Annotated in this window: 16 protein-coding genes; 12 read left to right on the top strand and 4 right to left on the bottom strand. The window is 59.0% G+C overall.

What is annotated here, in order from left to right; all coding sequences use genetic code 11:
• Nucleotides 1–15: 15 nt before the first annotated feature.
• Nucleotides 16–705, top strand: a complete 690-nt coding sequence (locus AABB31_RS19250) for a glutathione S-transferase (RefSeq protein WP_342076614.1) — start codon at nucleotides 16–18, stop codon at nucleotides 703–705.
• 52 nt (nucleotides 706–757) lie between these two features.
• Nucleotides 758–2,272, top strand: a complete 1,515-nt coding sequence (locus tag AABB31_RS19245) for a YifB family Mg chelatase-like AAA ATPase (protein WP_342076615.1) — start codon at nucleotides 758–760, stop codon at nucleotides 2,270–2,272.
• Nucleotides 2,273–2,294: 22 nt separating this feature from the next.
• Here AABB31_RS19245 and gshB read toward each other — a convergent pair whose 3' ends face one another.
• The 3 genes from gshB to rsmI all read right to left on the bottom strand — a co-directional run bounded on the left by gshB (nucleotide 2,295) and on the right by rsmI (nucleotide 4,521).
• Nucleotides 2,295–3,239 carry a glutathione synthase gene (gene gshB / locus AABB31_RS19240; RefSeq protein ID WP_342076616.1) on the bottom strand — a complete coding sequence of 315 codons (945 nt, stop codon included), beginning with the start codon at nucleotides 3,237–3,239 and terminating at the stop codon, nucleotides 2,295–2,297.
• 68 nt (nucleotides 3,240–3,307) lie between these two features.
• Nucleotides 3,308–3,664 (bottom strand): YraN family protein, encoded by a 357-nt coding sequence (locus tag AABB31_RS19235; RefSeq protein ID WP_342076617.1) that lies wholly within the window; start codon nucleotides 3,662–3,664, stop codon nucleotides 3,308–3,310.
• A complete protein-coding gene (gene rsmI, locus AABB31_RS19230) occupies nucleotides 3,661–4,521 on the bottom strand; it encodes a 16S rRNA (cytidine(1402)-2'-O)-methyltransferase (protein WP_342076618.1) in 861 nt (286 codons plus the stop codon). Before rsmI ends, AABB31_RS19235 begins: the two co-directional genes overlap by 4 nt.
• Before the next feature lie 106 nt (nucleotides 4,522–4,627).
• Between rsmI and AABB31_RS19225 the strand changes: the two genes are divergently transcribed.
• Genes AABB31_RS19225 through murJ form a run of 4 tightly spaced genes read left to right on the top strand, consistent with a single transcriptional unit; the run spans nucleotide 4,628 to nucleotide 10,918 of the window.
• Nucleotides 4,628–5,812, top strand: a complete 1,185-nt coding sequence (locus AABB31_RS19225; protein ID WP_342076619.1) for a penicillin-binding protein activator — start codon at nucleotides 4,628–4,630, stop codon at nucleotides 5,810–5,812.
• Complete coding sequence (locus AABB31_RS19220; RefSeq protein WP_373635819.1) at nucleotides 5,793–8,585, top strand: [protein-PII] uridylyltransferase; 2,793 nt, start codon at nucleotides 5,793–5,795, stop codon at nucleotides 8,583–8,585. Before AABB31_RS19225 ends, AABB31_RS19220 begins: the two co-directional genes overlap by 20 nt.
• A complete protein-coding gene (locus AABB31_RS19215) occupies nucleotides 8,582–9,352 on the top strand; it encodes a hypothetical protein (protein ID WP_342076620.1) in 771 nt (256 codons plus the stop codon). Before AABB31_RS19220 ends, AABB31_RS19215 begins: the two co-directional genes overlap by 4 nt.
• A 15-nt stretch (nucleotides 9,353–9,367) precedes the next feature.
• Nucleotides 9,368–10,918: a murein biosynthesis integral membrane protein MurJ gene (gene murJ / locus AABB31_RS19210; protein ID WP_342076621.1), complete on the top strand. Its 1,551-nt coding sequence runs from the start codon at nucleotides 9,368–9,370 to the stop codon at nucleotides 10,916–10,918.
• On the opposite strand, the gene AABB31_RS19205 is transcribed toward murJ, so the two are convergent.
• The gene (locus AABB31_RS19205) at nucleotides 10,915–11,595 is read right to left on the bottom strand and encodes a rhomboid family intramembrane serine protease (RefSeq protein WP_342076622.1); all 681 of its coding nucleotides are present in this window, start codon (nucleotides 11,593–11,595) and stop codon (nucleotides 10,915–10,917) included. The two genes, murJ and AABB31_RS19205, sit on opposite strands and share 4 nt — an antisense overlap.
• 93 nt (nucleotides 11,596–11,688) lie before the next feature.
• Between AABB31_RS19205 and trpS the strand changes: the two genes are divergently transcribed.
• The 6 genes from trpS (at nucleotide 11,689) to AABB31_RS19175 (ending at nucleotide 17,032) form a co-directional block, all read left to right on the top strand.
• Nucleotides 11,689–12,705, top strand: a complete 1,017-nt coding sequence (gene trpS / locus AABB31_RS19200; RefSeq protein WP_342076623.1) for a tryptophan--tRNA ligase — start codon at nucleotides 11,689–11,691, stop codon at nucleotides 12,703–12,705.
• 275 nt (nucleotides 12,706–12,980) lie between these two features.
• The gene (locus AABB31_RS19195) at nucleotides 12,981–13,841 is read left to right on the top strand and encodes a branched-chain amino acid aminotransferase (RefSeq protein WP_342076624.1); all 861 of its coding nucleotides are present in this window, start codon (nucleotides 12,981–12,983) and stop codon (nucleotides 13,839–13,841) included.
• Nucleotides 13,817–14,893, top strand: coding sequence for an AbrB family transcriptional regulator (locus tag AABB31_RS19190; protein ID WP_373635163.1), 1,077 nt, complete (start codon nucleotides 13,817–13,819; stop codon nucleotides 14,891–14,893). The genes AABB31_RS19195 and AABB31_RS19190 overlap by 25 nt, the downstream gene beginning before the upstream one ends.
• A 34-nt stretch (nucleotides 14,894–14,927) precedes the next feature.
• Nucleotides 14,928–15,383, top strand: a complete 456-nt coding sequence (locus tag AABB31_RS19185; RefSeq protein WP_342076626.1) for a universal stress protein — start codon at nucleotides 14,928–14,930, stop codon at nucleotides 15,381–15,383.
• Nucleotides 15,384–16,274: 891 nt separating this feature from the next.
• Nucleotides 16,275–16,604, top strand: coding sequence for a hypothetical protein (locus tag AABB31_RS19180; protein WP_342076627.1), 330 nt, complete (start codon nucleotides 16,275–16,277; stop codon nucleotides 16,602–16,604).
• A 98-nt stretch (nucleotides 16,605–16,702) separates the two neighbouring features.
• On the top strand, nucleotides 16,703–17,032 hold the full coding sequence (locus AABB31_RS19175; RefSeq protein ID WP_342076628.1) for a hypothetical protein: 330 nt from the start codon (nucleotides 16,703–16,705) through the stop codon (nucleotides 17,030–17,032).
• The last annotated feature ends 48 nt before the right edge of the window (nucleotides 17,033–17,080 follow it).

Raw genomic sequence — 17,080 nt, 5'->3', positions numbered from 1 at the left:
GACTAAAGAAAGACCATGACTTATCAACTCTATATCGGCGACCGGACATTCAGCAGCTGGTCATTGCGCGGCTGGCTTATGTTCGAGAAATTCAACCTGCCTTATGATGCGCATCTTGTGGGGCTTTATGCCGGCACATATCGCGACGAACTTGCGCATTTGAAACCGGCCAAAACCGTACCCGCGGCGCAAACCCCGGAAGGATATGTTCTGACCGACAGCCTGGCCATTGCCGAAACACTGGTCGAACGGCACCCCGAGGTCGCACTATACCCAAGCGATCCGGCAGCGCGCGCCCTGGCCCGGTCGATCACCGCCGAAATGCATGGTGGTTTTGGAAATCTACGCGGCGAATGCCCGATGTTTCTGGCCCATATATGGGAAGGGTTTGCACCATCCGGCGGGGTGCTGGATGATCTGGAACGGATCGAGACCTTGTGGGCATTGGCCCGCGAACGGCATGGGCAGGATGGTCCGTGGCTGTTTGGCGAATACAGTCTGGCGGACGTCTTTTATGCGCCCGTCGCAATGCGGATTACGGCCTATGATCTGCCGGTCGGCAGCCAGGCAAAAGACTATGTATCGGCGCATCTGTCTGATCCTGCATTTCTGAAATGGCGACGGGACGCGATGGAAGAACGGCACACACCGTGGCCCTATCCTATGGACCTGTCCAAACGGCCATGGCCATCGGACGCGGGTTAACCAATCTTAAACCACCCCCCGTTAGCCGTTAACCAAGAACGGGGATAACGGGATGGTCGCACTCGCATACACAGTCGCATTCGAGGGTATCGAGGCGCGGTTGGTTGAAGTCCAATGCGCGGTATCGCCCGGCATTCCGGCTTTTTCGGTCGTCGGCCTGCCGGACAAGGCGGTGTCAGAGGCGAAAGAACGCGTGCGCGCCGCGCTGACAGCCATGGCAATTGCGCTGCCATCCAAGCGGATCACAATAAACATGTCGCCCGCCGACATGCCCAAGGAAGGATCACATTTCGACTTGCCCATCGCGCTGGCCTTGCTGGCGGCACTGGACATCATCCCCCAGGAAGACGCGGCCAGAACCGTGGCACTTGGCGAATTGTCACTTGATGGCACGCTGGTCCCCGTCGTCGGCGCCCTGCCTGCCGCCATGGCCGCAGCGGGCGAGGATCGCACGCTTTTGTGCCCCGATGCATGTGGGGCAGAAGCCGCCTGGGTTGGTGCCGCCAAGGTGATTGCGCCCGCAAGCCTTGCCGATGCAGTTCGGCACTTTACCGGCCAATCCATCTTGCCGGCGTCGCAGCCCGGCGAGGTTCACCGCAAAACGCGCATGCGCGATCTGTCCGAGGTCAAGGGACAGGAACGGGCCAAACGGGCATTGGAAATTGCCGCGGCTGGCCGTCACCATCTGATGCTGATTGGCTCACCCGGCTCTGGCAAATCCATGCTTGCGGCCCGCCTGCCCGGTATCTTGCCGCAATTGACCGCCGCCGAAGCGCTTGAGACATCCATGATCCATTCGCTTTCCGGGCTGCTGGACGAAGGGGGGATCAATCGCGAACGGCCCTTTCGCGAACCGCACCACACCGCATCAATGGCCGCAATCGTCGGCGGCGGGCGTAACGCGAAACCTGGCGAAATCAGTCTTGCGCATAACGGCGTTCTTTTCATGGACGAGTTCCCTGAATTTGCGCGGACGGTTCTGGAAACCTTGCGGCAACCCATCGAAACCGGCGAGGTCATCGTCGCCCGGGCCAATGCGCATGTGCGCTATCCGTGCAAATTCATGCTGGTTGCGGCGGCAAACCCCTGCAAATGCGGCTATCTGGCAGACCCTGCCCGTGCCTGCGCCCGGGCCCCGATTTGTGGTGAGGATTATCTGGGCCGCATTTCCGGCCCATTGATGGACAGGTTCGATCTGCGTGTAGAAGTCCCGCCCGTCGCTTTCACCGATCTTGATCTGCCGGATGCGGCCGAAAGCTCTGCGGATGTTGCGGCACGCGTCGCGACAGCCAGATCGCGGCAAAGCGCCCGTTTCAAGGACCACCCCAATTTCCACGTCAACGCGGATGCCGAGGGTCACTTGCTGGATGAAATCGCAACGCCCGACGCCGATGGGCGCGCATTGCTGCTGAAGGTGGCAGAGCGGTTCGGCCTATCGGCACGGGGCTATCATCGCGTTCTGCGGGTCGCGCGTACCATCGCTGATCTGGACGGGTCGGGTGACGTGCGCAAACCGCATGTGGCAGAAGCGGTCAGCTTTCGCCTTGCAACCGCCAAGGACGTTTGAGCGCCGGCACGCGCATCCATCGTCAGACGGCGCGCCGTGCCTCGATTGCCTGCCAGATTTTTTCGGCAACATTGGTGCCGTCGAACCGCTCCAACTCTTGAATGCCGGTGGGCGACGTCACGTTGATTTCCGTCAGCCAGTCGCCGATCACGTCAATCCCGACAAACACCTGACCCTTTTCGCGCAGTAGCGGGCCGATCCGGGCGCAAATCTCTTTGTCGCGGGCGGTCAGCGCAACCTTCTCAGGGCGCCCACCCACATGCATGTTCGACCGGGTTTCACCCGCTGCCGGAATGCGATTGATGGCGCCGACCGGTTCGCCATCGACAAGGATGACGCGTTTGTCGCCCTTACTGACATCGGGCAGAAACTTCTGCATGATCAATGGTTCGCGATTGATACCTGCAAAAAGCTCGTGCAGCGAGGCCAGGTTGCTGTCTTCCTGCCGCAGCTTGAAGACACCCGCACCGCCGTTGCCGTAAAGCGGCTTGAGGATCACATCACCATGTTTCGCGCGAAACTCTTTCAAGGTGTCCAGGTCGCGCGCAATCATAGTTGGCGGCGTCAGATCGGGGAAATCCAGCACCAGCAGCTTTTCGGGATAGTTGCGCACCCAGAACGGGTCATTCACCACCAGTGTGTCCGGATGCACCATGTCCAGAATATGCGTGGTCGTGATATAGCCCATGTCAAATGGCGGGTCCTGACGTAGCCAAACTACATCGAAATCCGCAAGATTTGCGACCGTTTCCTCGCCCAGCCGGAAGTGATCGCCCTTGATCCGCTGCACCGTCAGCGGCCAGCCCCGGGCCGTGACCTTACCCTGATCATAGGCCAGCTTGTCAGGCGTGTAATAAAACAGCTCATGGCCCCGCGCCTGGGCTTCCTCGGCGATCCGAAACGTGCTGTCGGCTGCAATATCAATCGGACCAATCGGGTCCATCTGGAACGCAACTTTCAATGCCATGGCCTACCTCATCAGCGTCATTTGTGGGGGATACATGGCGCAGGGCCGGGCCGGACGCAATGGGGGGATCAGGCCGCCATGAAGGCGTTTTCGATCACTTTGACGGCACCTTGGCCATCCACAAGCGCCAGATCAAAGCGCGTTTCAGTCAATTGGCCCAGCGGTTGCCCGGCAAGAAACTCTGCCCCAGCGGCGCAAATGCGTGCGATCTGCCGTGGGCCCAAGCGATGCGCCGCCTGGGCGAAGCTGCGGCTTTTCTTCACCTCGACGAAAATCGTCACGTCATTTGCCTGCATGACAAGATCAATTTCACCAGCCGCCCCACGCCAGCGCGTCGCCGCAACGCTTGCCCCAGCGGCGCGGTAATGACGAACGACAATATCCTCTGCCCGCAGCCCTGCGTGATAGCCCACCGATCCGGTCATGGGGTATCCCCTAATTTCAGTGCCATCTGATAAACCTGTCGGCGCGGCAGGCCCAGCGCACCGGCAACAGCGGTTGCCGCATCTTTCACCCGCATGGTTTTCATCGCCTCCTTCAAGGCTGTCTCGACGTCGGTATCCGCCACGTCGCGGGCGCCTGCGCGTCCGACAAGCACAACAATTTCGCCTTTGACCGTGCGCGCTGCAAAAGCATCGCAAACCTCTTGCAGGGTGCCCCGTGTCACCTCTTCGAATTTCTTGGTCAGTTCACGACAGACAACCGCCTGCCGCGCGTCCCCCAAGACTGACCGCAAATCGGCTAACAATTGGTGAAGACGCTTGGGGCTTTCGTAAAACACCAATGTCATCGGTATGTCGCGCAACCCGGCAATCTCGGTCTCGCGCTGCTTTTTGGCTGCGGGCAGAAAGCCGATAAACGCAAAACGATCTGTCGGCAGGCCAGAGACTGTCAGAGCCGCCAGAACGGCAGAGGCACCGGGTGCGGTGTAGACCTGCACAGCAGCCGCGATCGCCGCGCGGCCCAATTCATAGCCCGGATCAGCCACAAGTGGCGTTCCGGCCTCGGACACATAGGCGACCGATCTGCCTTGCAACATCTGTTGGACCAGCCCGTTGACCGGGCCGTCTCCGCTGTGGTCATGAAACGCCACGACCTTACGCCCGTCCAGCCCAACACCATGAATTTCCATCAGTTTTCGGGCGGTCCTGGTATCTTCGGCTGCGATAATGTCGGCGCTGGCCAGAACATCGAGGCCACGCAGGGTAATATCCCGTGCGGCACCAATCGGGGTCGCCACAAAATACAACCCAGCCGCGAGTTTGGCCGGTTTATGATTCATCGCTGGACCCCCCTGCCCCCTGCTTTATGATACGCATCAAATCGCGGCAAGGGGACAGAATGTGCCCATGACGGAAAGACCGCAATATCCAGGAGGGGTATCTTTGATGTTTGCTCGTTTCAGCATGGTTCGCAACCCGGCGGCCCGCCTTATGGCATTCATGTCGATGGTGTGGTTGGCGGCGTGTGATCCAACCGCGTTGTCTACAACGGCCAATACCGGTCAAACCATTGATACCGACGCGCCTGTGCAGGTCGCACTTCTGGTCCCGGGCGGATCAGGCAGCGGCAGCGACGCATTTCTTGCGCAAAATCTTGAAAACGCCGCACGGCTTGCAATCGCAGACCTGAACGGCCCGGATATCCGGCTGCGCGTCTACAACACCGGGGCAAACCCGACGACCGCCGCCAGTGTTGCGCGTCAGGCCGTTGGTAACGGGGCGCAGATCATTCTTGGGCCGCTCTTTGCAGAAGCTGCCAATGCAGCCGGTGTCGCAGTGGCCGATCAGAATGTGAATGTCCTCGCATTCTCGAACAACCCAACGATTGCGGGCGGCAATGTCTTCGTCCTAGGTGCCACATTCGACAATACCGCCAAGCGCCTCGTCCAATACGCCAGCCGTCAGGGGATCAACCGGTTCATGGTGCTGCATGCCGATGATGTGGCCGGCAATCTGGGGCAGCGCGCCATTCGCAACGCGGTGACCAACAACGGATCACAAGTTGTCGCCGTCGAAAGCTATCCGTTGTCACAACAGGGGATCACAGGGTCCGCCGGTCGCATTGCGGCAAGCGCGAATAACGCCGGGGCAAATGGAATTTTCACGACCGCTGCGGTCAACGCTGATCTGCCCATTCTTGCAACCTCGCTGCCTGAGGCGGGCGTTGATATCAACAGCACCAAGCTGATCGGCTTGACCCGTTGGGATGCGGTTCCGCAGGCCGCTGCCCTTCCGGGCCTGCAAGGCGGCTTGTTCGCGTTGCCCGATCAATCGACCGCAACGCTGTTTTCAAGCCGCTATGCCGCCACCTATGGCGAGCCACCGCATCCGCTGGCCGGTCTGGCCTATGACGGGATTGCCGCGATCGGCGCGCTTGTGGCCAGCGGCGACCGAAATGCGCTGACCAAATCCGCACTCACCACATCACAAGGGTTTCGGGGAACATCGGGGGCATTCCGGCTGCTGCCAAATGGTCTGAACGAACGTGCCTTGGCCGTTGCCACCATTCGAAACAATCAGGTAGTTGTCGTTGAACAAGCCCCAAGAAGTTTTGGCCGCGCCGGGTTCTGAACCTGCGCAGGCACCTGTGAATGCGCCGCCGGAGGATCTGATCTGTCCGGCGGTCTCTATTTTTGACCACGCCACGGTTGCCGCCGATATCGACGCCGCAATCGCGAACGAGACGTCTGAAAAGGCTATTCGCAAGGCGGTCGTGGGAATATTGGCCGAGGTCCGGACATCTGGGCGCAAGGCCATTGCCACGGCCCTTGCGGCACAGCCGTTTGCGGCCCGGCTGACAACCCGCAGCTATTGCTGGCTGACAGATCAGGTTGTGCGGCTGGCGCTGGATGTTGCCAGGCAGCGGCTGCACCCGCTACCGAACCCGACAAGCGGCGAGAAACTGGCGCTGGTAGCCGTTGGTGGCTATGGCCGTGGCGAAATGGCCCCCCACTCGGACGTGGATCTGCTGTTTCTGACCCCCTACAAAATCACCCCATGGGCCGAAAGCGTTATTGAATCCACGCTCTACATCCTCTGGGACCTCAAGCTGAAGGTCGGTCATGCGACCCGCACCGCCAAAGACTGCCTGCGACTGGCGAAAGAAGATTACACGATCCGCACCTCACTTGTGGAATACCGCTATCTTGCCGGTGATGCGGGGCTTGCCAAACGGTTGGGTCAGAAATTGTGGGACGAATTATTCAAGGACACGGCCAGCGAATTCATCGAGGCCAAGCTGGAGGAACGCGCCACCCGTCATCGCAAGCAAGGCGGGCAGCGCTATGTTGTCGAACCCAATGTCAAGGAAGGCAAAGGCGGCTTGCGCGATCTTCAGTCCCTGTTCTGGATCAGCAAATACGTCCACGGGGTGAAAGACGCCGCCGATCTGGTGGGCCTTGGCGTCTTTACCCCCGAAGAGTTCGATACATTCGTCACCGCCGAGGATTTTTTGTGGGCCGTGCGTTGCCACCTGCACCTGATCGCCGGCCGGGCAACGGACCAGCTGACCTTTGATCTGCAGGTCGAGGTGGCCTCGTCCATGGGGTATTCGGATCACGGCGGCAGGCGCGCAGTGGAACATTTCATGCAGGCCTATTTTCGGCAGGCCACCAAGGTGGGTGAACTGACGCGCATCGTGCTGACCGCACTTGAGGCCGATCACACCAAGTCCGAACCGATGCTGGCGCGGCTATTGACCCGCCGCAAGCGGGCCAAGCCGCCATATGCGATCAAGCAAAACCGATTAACCGTCGCCGATGAAAGCGCGTTTTTCGCCGACAAGCTCAACATGTTGCGGATTTTTGAAGAGGCCTTGCGCACAGGCACGCTGTTGCATCCTGACGCCATGCGCCTGCTCTCGGCTAATCTTGAGCTGATTGATGATCAGATGCGCGCGGACAAGCTGGCAAACCGCATATTCCTTGACGTCTTGCTAAAACACGGCAATCCCGAACGCGGATTGCGCCGGATGAACGAACTTGGGATCCTTGACGCGTTCATCCCTGAATTTGCGCCCATTGTGGCGATGATGCAGTTCAACATGTATCACCATTACACGGTCGACGAACATACGATCCAATGCATCAGCCATCTGGCCCAGATCGAACGCAATGAGCTGATCGAAGAATTGCCTGTCGCCTCGGGCATTCTGGAACGTGGGGTCAACCGAAAGGTTCTTTTTGTTGCCTTGCTGCTGCATGACATCGGCAAGGGGCGGGATGAGGACCATTCGATCCTGGGCGCCAAAATCGCCCGCAAGGTGGCACCCCGTCTTGGCCTGTCCAAAAAGGATTGCGAGACAGTTGAATGGCTGATCCGCTATCATCTGCTGATGTCCGATATCGCGCAAAAACGCGATATCGCCGAACCACGCACGGTGCGTGGCTTTGCCAAAGCCGTAAAAACGGTTGAGCGGCTTGATCTGCTGACCGTGCTGACCGTCTGCGATATCCGGGGGGTTGGCCCGGGGACATGGAATAACTGGAAAGCAGTTCTGATCCGCAACCTATATAAGGCGACCAAGACAGCCCTGCAGACCGGTATGGAGGACATCAACCGCGAAACCCGGGAAGTCGAAGCCAAGCGCGCATTGCGGGCGGCCTTGTCAGACTGGCCCGCCAAGGCGCTCAAGGCCGAGTTGGGGCGACATTACGGGCCCTATCTGCAAGGTATGCCCCTGACCGCCAAGGTGATCTTTGCCAAACTGCTGGATGGCATCGCGGATGATGAAATCCGTGTTGACCTGATGCCTGATGAAGACCGCGACGCCACGCGCGCCTGCTTTGCCATGGTTGACCACCCCGGCCTGTTCAGCCGGATGACCGGTGCACTGGCGCTGGCCGGTGCGAATATCGTTGATGCGCGCACCTACACAACCAAGGACGGCTACGCCACAGCCGTGTTCTGGGTGCAGGACAATGACGGCAACCCCTACGAGGCCGCGCGACTGCCCAGATTGCAGCAACTGATCCTCAAGACCCTCAAAGGCGAGGTGGTGCCGCGCGAAGCGCTTAAAGACAAAGACAAGATGAAAAAGCGCGAACGCGCATTCCGGGTTCCGACCAATATCACCTTCGACAATGAAGGATCCGATATCTACACCATGATCGAGGTCGACACACGTGACCGGCCTGGACTTTTGTTCGATCTGACCCGCGTCTTTGCCAATAATCACGTCTATATCGCCTCGGCTGTGATCGCGACCTATGGTGAACAGGTTGTGGATACGTTCTATGTCAAGGATATGGTGGGGCTGAAATTCCACTCCGACAGCAAACGCGCCACGTTAGAACGCAAACTGCGCGAGGCGATCGCGCAAGGCAGTGAGCAGGCACGCAAATGAGAATAGCAGCAATCGTCTTAGGCCTTGCCCTGTGTGCGACCGCCGCCTGGGCCACGCCGCCCTACCGCAATTCGGTCGCCTCAAATGATATCGCCTTTATCACTGCAGATGATCCCAACGGCTTGAACTGCGTTGTTTCACTGGGCCGCGCAACGCGCGAGATGCCGGACCCGCGCATAGACGATCTGTTTGCCAAAGCCCGCATTCACGAGGCCCGCTTTGCTGACGGGGTCAATACCGAAATCTGGGTGCATGACGATATTGGCGCGGCTGCACCGGCCTATGCGCAGAAAGTGGGCCGGGCCATGGGGCATTTGCCAACCGCGATGCGCCGCAAGCTTGATCATGTTGTGGTGCTGGCGGGTGATGGCAGCGCCTTTGCCGAAGATGTGGGGCAGTTTTTTGTGCTGTTTGCCGAGAATATTGATACCCGGCTCGCCAATGATGATCTGGAAGAGACCGTGTTTCATGAGACGGTCCATGCCACGCTGGATATTCCACATGCCGGCAGTGCCGCCTGGCGTGCAGCGCAAGCCGCCGATAGGGACGCCATCACCGCCTATGCAGCGAATAATCTGGGGAAAGAGGATTTGGCCGAAACCGCCCTTTTTGCCTATGCGCTGGTCGAAACACCCGGCAGGCTCTCGTCCCGGGTGGTCACCCAGCTTGAGACGCGGGTGCCGCGCCGGATCGCGTATTTGCGTGCATTGTTTGCGGACATGTCACCTCGGTTTCAGCAGGTCGCCCCTGCGCTGCCCTGCAACTGATACTGATACTGGCCCATGAAACCCATCCGCCTCATGGCTGCTTTTTTAACGGTCGGCATCTGGACATTTCTCAGCCGGATCATGGGCTTTGTGCGCGACATCATGATCGCGGCCTATCTTGGAACCGGACCGGTGGCCGAGGCGTTTCTGGTGGCATTCTCATTGCCAAATCTCTTTCGCCGGTTCTTTGCCGAAGGTGCGTTCAACATGGCCTTTGTGCCGATGTTTTCCAAGAAACTCGAGGCCGACGAGGACGCGCAACGTTTTGCGCAGGATGCCTTTATCGGGCTGGCCGGTATTCTGACTGTGTTCACAGTGCTGGGGGTGATTGCGATGCCCGCATTGGTCGCGATGATGGCCAGCGGGTATATCGGGACGGAACGCTTTGATCTTGCGGTATATTATGGGCGGATCGCCTTTCCCTATATCCTGTTTATCTCGCTTTCGGCCCTTTTGTCGGGTGTTCTGAACGCAACGGGTCGTTTTGCAGCGGCCGCTGCAGCGCCCGTATTGCTGAACATCATCTTTGTGGCGGCATTGCTGATCGCGGCAGTTTTTGGCGGGTTTGATGCGCGACAGACCGGCAGCGCCCTGGCATATGCAGTGCCAATTGCCGGTATCGCTCAGATGCTGCTGGTGTGGGTGGCCGCCAAGCGCGCTGGCTTTGCCCTACTGCCGGGGTGGCCGAAAATGACACCTGACCTGAAACGGCTGGCTCTGATTGCAGCCCCTGCTGCGCTGGCTGGCGGGGTTGTGCAGATCAACCTGCTGGTCGGCAGGCAGGTCGCCAGCTTTTTCGAGGGGGCTGTGGCCTGGCTGAACTATGCGGATCGGCTCTATCAACTGCCGCTAGGTGTGGTCGGGATCGCCATTGGCGTTGTTTTGCTGCCTGACCTGTCGCGGCGGCTGCGCGCCGGGGATGCGGCAGGTGGACAGGACGCGTTTAACCGCGCCTGCGAATTAAGCCTGGCATTGACCATTCCAGCCTCTGTCGCGTTGATGGTCATCCCTTTACCGCTGGTCAGCGTGCTTTACGAACGCGGCGCATTCACAACCGACGATACGGCAGCGACAGCTATCGCCGTTGCCATCTACGGGCTTGGCCTGCCTGCCTTTGTGATGCAAAAAACCCTGCAACCCCTGTTCTTTGCCCGCGAAGACACCAAACGCCCGTTCTACTATGCGCTGATTGCCATGGCCCTGAATGCGGGGCTGGCCATCGGGTTATCGCCCCTGATCGGGTTTACCGCAGCGGCAGTCGGAACCACATTGACGGGCTGGGCCACGGTTGGCCTTTTGCTGTGGGGCGCGCGCAACATGGATGGTGCGGCCAGTTTTGACGCCCGGTTCAAACGACGGCTTTGGCGGATCGTCGTTGCGGCCATCCTGATGGGGCTGATCCTTATGATCCTTGCCACGATCATGAAACCGTTCTTTGGGGTGGCGACGCTGCGCTATGGCGCGCTCGCGCTGTTGGTGTTGATCGGGATCGGCAGCTATTTCGGATTGGGCCATGTGTTGGGCGCGTTCCGGCTGGGCGAGTTCAAGCGCGCCCTGCGCCGTTAAGACCGCTGGCGCATCCGGTCAAGAAAGGCAGTCCAGCCGCCGGGCGCAAGTATGAGCGAGACAGCAAAGCCACCAAAAAAACCGGCAAGCTCAGCGATCCAGATCGGTGATGATCCGAATAGCAACCCAAAAATCAGCTGGATCAACAAAAGAACACCAATCAGCCGAAAGGCAAGCAACTGGTTCTGGCCCGCCGTGCCCAGGCGAAGCCACAGCGCATAGGTATAGGCCCCGATCAGGCCATAGACCGGCGGGAAGCCACCAAATAATGGATATGGGTCGCGCACCAACAGTCCAAACGCCACCGCCCCGGCGATAGCTGCCACCAGATAGATGACCAGCACCTTGATCTGACCGTAATATTCCGCCGTGAACTTGCCCAGGGCAAGGGTCAATGCTGCGCAAAATGCAACCTGCGTCAGATCACCATTGATGAAAGGATAAGTGACAAACCGGCGCAGCAAATGCAGCGAGTAGTCGCCCTGCGTGACGATCACCTCAAACACCCGGGCCGAGAACCCGTATTGCTCAACCCATTCCAGCCGCCAACCCACGGCGCGTGGTCCGCCGATCATCCCTTGGTTTCCAAGCTGCAGGGCAATCTCGATCCCCACGATCAGCAAGGTCAGCGCAATCACCACGGGCGGCAATGTGTTCACAGGGCTTTCGGGTTTCATGCGCGGGTCCTTATTTTGGCACGGCGGGCGTTGACGGGTCTGTCCGGCATGGGTAAGCGAGGCCTTAACCGAAATCCAGCCCCGGGCCGCATCATGACTGAACCCACATTTACCCCACGCGTCTTTTCCGGCATCAAACCGTCCGGCGGGCTGACCCTTGGCAATTATCTTGGGGCGATCAAGCGATTTGTCGGCATGCAGGGGGAAATGGAAACCATCTACTGCGTGGTGGACCTGCACGCGATCACGGTGTGGCAGGATCCGGCAGAGCTTGCCAATGCGACGCGTGAGGTGGCCGCGGGCTATCTTGCGGCCGGATTGGATCCGACACAGTCGATCCTGTTCAACCAAAGCCAGGTCGCAGGTCATGCGGAGCTGGGTTGGGTGTTCAATTGTGTGGCACGGGTCGGCTGGATGAACCGGATGACCCAGTTCAAGGATAAGGCCGGGACAAATGCCGAAAAGGTGTCACTTGGGCTTTATGCCTATCCCTCGCTGATGGCGGCCGATATCCTGCTCTATCACGCGACCCATGTACCGGTGGGCGAGGATCAGAAACAGCATGTCGAACTGACACGCGACATTGCCGCAAAGTTCAACCATGATTTTGGCACGGCTTTCTTCCCGATCACGGAACCTGTGATTGACGGACCAGCCACCCGGGTGATGAACCTGCGTGACGGGACACGGAAAATGTCGAAGTCGGGCGAGAGCGATATGGAACGCATCAACATGACTGACGATGCGGACACAATCGCCAAGAAGTTCAAGAAGGCAAAGACGGATCCGGCCGCTTTGCCCGATACACTGGATGGCCTGGCAGGCCGGCCCGAGGCTCGCAATCTGGTCGATATTTACGCGGCGCTGGACGACAGCACGCCCGAAGCGGTGATTGCCGCATATCAAGGTGCGGGCTGGGGTAGGTTTAAACCTGCACTTGCGGATCTTGCAGTCGCCAAGCTGGCCCCGATTTCGCAAGAGATGTCACGCCTGATGAATGATCCTGCCGAAATCGACCGTATTCTTGCCCAAGGGGCTGCCAGAGCACGGCAGATTGCGGAGCCCATCCTGAAGCAGACCTATGATATCGTCGGGTTTCTGCGCAGCTAACGGGCGGGATGGATCTTGATCCATCCTCGCGTCGGTAGGGCGGTTCGTCACAATACTGAATCATGTCGGCACTATTCTACGATGGCTGGTGAATTTTCCTGTCCCCCAGCCAGTCACGGTGCCAAGCCCCGACTTTGCGCACCCGGACATCGTCAGCGCCCGGTGTTCCCCGGCTCCGGGCGCTGCACACAAGGGGCAGCAATCAACCGGCAACACCAACTGGTTTACCTTCCAACCCACGAGGCCTAGGTTCTGGGTTGGAAGGGAATATGACCATGGCAACAGGCACGCAGATCCGCACTTACTTCGACGGAAAATGGCACAATGACGATGTCGCGATCATGCGGGCCGCTGATCACGGATCGTGGCTGGGAACAACTGTTTTTGACGGTGCCCGTTTCGTCAACGGGCTGGCACCCGACCTCGACCTTCACTGTGCCCGCGTCAATCATTCGGCCGAGGCATTGATGATCACACCTACGGTCAAAACCGACGATATGATCGAACTGATCAAAGAGGGTCTTGCCGCCTATCCCAAGGACGCCGCCATCTATATCAGGCCCATGTATTGGGCTATTCACGGCGACCCCACAGCAATTGTTCCAAGCCCGGACGAAACCGGCTTTGCCGTCTGTCTCGAAAGCATTCCATTTGCGCCCGAAACGGCCTCGACCACGCTGGGTCGGACGCGTTTCCGACGCCCCGTGATGGAAGACAATGTGGTCAATGCGAAGGCCGGCTGCCTCTATCCCAACAACGCCCGCATGCTGGCCGAAGTCCGCAAGCGCGGATTTGGTAACGCGTTAGTCGCAGATGCAATGGGCAACGTGGCCGAAACGGCCACGGCAAACGTCTTCATGGTGCGCGACGGGGCCGTGTTCACGCCAATTGCAAATGGCACCTTTTTGGCGGGCATCACACGGGCAAGACATCTCAGCAATATGCGGGCAGATGGGATCGAGGTGCATGAAACCGTGCTCAGCTTTGCGGATTTCGAGGCAGCTGACGAGATTTTCCTCTCTGGCAATATGTCAAAGGTAACACCCGTCAGCGCCTTCGAGGATCAGCAATACCAGATCGGCCCCATCACCCGCAGGGTGCGCGAGATGTATTGGGACTGGGCCGCCACATCCTGATGCAGCGCGACGCGATCCGGCAAATTGGCGTCTTGGCCGGCTTGATCCTTGCAGGCGCGCTCGGGGCGATCGTGTTGGCGTTACCCATACCGCTATTAACCGGACCGGCCATTGCGACAACGCTTGGGTCGCTTGCGGGCTTGCGCCTCAACTTCCCGACCGGCCTGCGACAGACCGTCTTTCTGGCAGCGGGTCTCGCTATCGGCACAACCGTTACCCAAGATTCCATATCAGCACTTGCCCGCTGGCCAATTGCATTTGCGATCCTGGCTGTTGCCATCGTTCTGCTTGTCATTCTTGGGGCGCGGCTGATGCAAATCCTGATGCGGGTCGACAAACGCACGGCACTTTTGGCGGCAACGCCAGGGCATCTCAGTTACGTCATCGCGCTGGGAGAGGATATGAACATGGCAACCAGCAAGATTGCGGTTGTACAATCTATCCGCCTTCTGGCGCTGACGTTGCTGGTGCCGTTTGCAGCCCGCCTTTCAGGTATCGAAACCGGGATTGGTTTTGAGGGGGGACAACGAGGCATTCAGAATATGAGCATTCCGATCACACTGCTCTGCCTTGCGGGCGCGCTCGCGCTGACGCCGTTGATTGCGAAGTTGCGCATCCCTGCGCCACCGCTTTTGGCCGGCATGATCGTGGGGGCTGGTACACAATTGACGCTGGGCGGCGGCAGCCTAAGCCATTGGATCGCGTGGCCTGCCTTGGCCGCGATTGGCGGGCTGATTGGCACCCGGTTTGCCGGCATTCGACCGCAGGACCTGCGTCAATCGGCCATGGCAGGTCTGGCGGGGACCGCACTTGCAGGCTGTCTGACGCTGGCCGCTGCATGGCTTGCCAAAGGGATCGTTGATATGCCCCTGCTGCATGTGCTGGTTGCGTTTGCGCCGGGCGGTCTGGAAACAATGACCGTCATGGGCAGTGCCATTGGCGCCAATCCGGGATTTGTGGCCGCCGCACATGTCGGGCGGTTGCTTCTTTTGTCGGCATTGATCCCTTTCTTGGTCGGGCGGACGGAACAGCCGTTGCCAGTGCAGCGCTGATGCCGCAATATCGACCCGAATAAAGGAGCATATCATGCGCAAATTTCTTGTCGTGCTTGATGACAGCCGGGAATGTCTGAATGCGATGCGCTTTGCGGCGATGCGTGCGGCGCATTCCGGTGGCGGCGTCGCTGTGCTGTCAATCATTCCCCCTGACGAGTTCAATCACTGGATTGGCGTGGGCGAAATCATGCGTGCCGAAGCCCGTGAACGTATCGAAGTTCATTTTGAGGTCTTCGCCAAATGGATGCGTGACAGACAGGATGTACACCCCGAGCTGATCATCCGCGAAGGCGAACCGCTTGTCGAGTTGATGTCTCAAATCAAAGAAGACCAAGAGATCGGCGTGCTTGTTCTTGGGGCCGGGACAGATAGCAAAGGACCGGGACCATTAGTCACACAACTCAGCCGTCAGGCCGGCAGCTTGCCGGTTCCGATCACCATTGTTCCGGGTGACCTCTCCAAGGAACGGCTTGAGGCGATTACCTGACCGACGTCAGTACCGACCGATCTGCGGTGTTCTGCCTGTGACGATCGTTTCTCCAACGGCAACTGCGTAGACAGACGGCCTGCGGAGGGGACTTTTTTCTAGGTGACCCAAGGCAGCACAGCGACAACAAACTTGATGACTGTACCGGGGCGCGGAACGGTCATCATCTTGATCGGCCTTGAGGCGGCAATTTGCCGGATCTGAAAAGTCCAAGCACGGGGATTGCTGCCAATTCCGGTTCTGCTGTCCTACGACGTCAAACTCGCCTCTATCCTAAGCGCTAGCTCTAGGCTCAAATTGCCCGTCCGCCGAGATGGTCTCACGACAACTATGACTGCCTTTCCTGGAAACTGCATCGGAACGACGCCAGAGGTGCCGGATTTCAGGCGTGCGGTGTTCTTGGTGGGACCTTAGGCCTCGTCACCATCCCAGATTTTGTTGATTCCCTGCCTTTTGGCTTTGCCACCCGCACCCATCCGACTCGTTTTGGCCTGCCCGGCGGGTCTGATTCCCTGTTGGAATGTGCCGAAACGGCCCCTCAATGGTTTCAGATCGCTCACAGACCCGGCACCGGGTGGAAATATTGGCCGCTCACGCCTTTGGGTAACCCTGTAACCTGTGAACAGATGAAGCCTTTCGCCCACGCCCGCGCTTAACCCAAGGGCAGCTTGCGCACAGATGCACTATCAGTTTTGTGCGTAGGCGCACATGAAGCGCGAGTAGAGCCCGCATCACGCGTGTCAAGCACCAAAACACCTCACAATCATCACCTTTTTCGTGATCGGCCACGCCCTACCAAAACACACCAACAGCGACAATCTTAGCCTCATCGAAACGCAAGCAGACACGCTCTGCACCGCAACAAACCAAACTTTAAAAAGGACCAAGACAATGACAATCAAGACACTCATCCTCGCCGCAGCCGCCGCTTCCATCACAGCAAGCGCAAGTGTTGCAGACACATACTTCCAGAAGGGCCGCACGCTGGACGCAGGCAGCACCCTGGATCTGGGCCTGATCACAGCCGAAGGTAACGGCGTGGTCGCCATCTATGACTACCACCGCGGTGAGCGCGGCGCCCTGCTGGGCACCGAGCAGCTGAGCGCTGGCGCCAACACAGATGTCCGCGTCAACACCGGCCTGCCGACCAAGCGTGACGTGATCGCCGTGATCAGTGTCGACGGTCAGGAAAAAGCGGCAAAAGACTTCGTCGTGAACTAATCCCCCCTGTCCGGGCTGGTCCAAAGGGCCGGTCCGGGCCCCCAATCCCTCTCTCAATATCTCTCACATCTTAAAAATCTCTCAAAAGGAACTCTCTCATGTCTATCAAATCAATCGTACTCGCCGCCGCTGCTGTTGCTGTGACTGCCACTGCTGGCGCTGCTGACAGCTATTTCCAGAAGGGCCGCACATTGGATGCCGGCACCGTGCTGGAGCTGGGCCTGGTGACCGCAGACAACAACGGTGTTGTTGAAATCTACGACTTCCACACTGGTGAGCAGGGCGCATTGCTGGGCGCTGAAATGGTGAATGCAGGCGCAAACACAGACGTCCGCGTCAACACAGTGCTGCCCGCCAAGCGCGACGTCATCGCCGTTCTCAAGGTCGACGGACAGGTCGCCGCACAGAAAGAATTCATCGTCAACTAAACCACCCAACCTCCCTCCCGCTCAAGGGCCGGACCCATATAAGGGACC

Source organism: Yoonia sp. SS1-5 (assembly GCF_038443705.2).
GTDB lineage: Bacteria > Pseudomonadota > Alphaproteobacteria > Rhodobacterales > Rhodobacteraceae > Yoonia > Yoonia rhodophyticola.
Note: the sequence above shows the minus strand (reverse complement) of the source record. Positions and strands in the feature narration are given on the sequence as shown.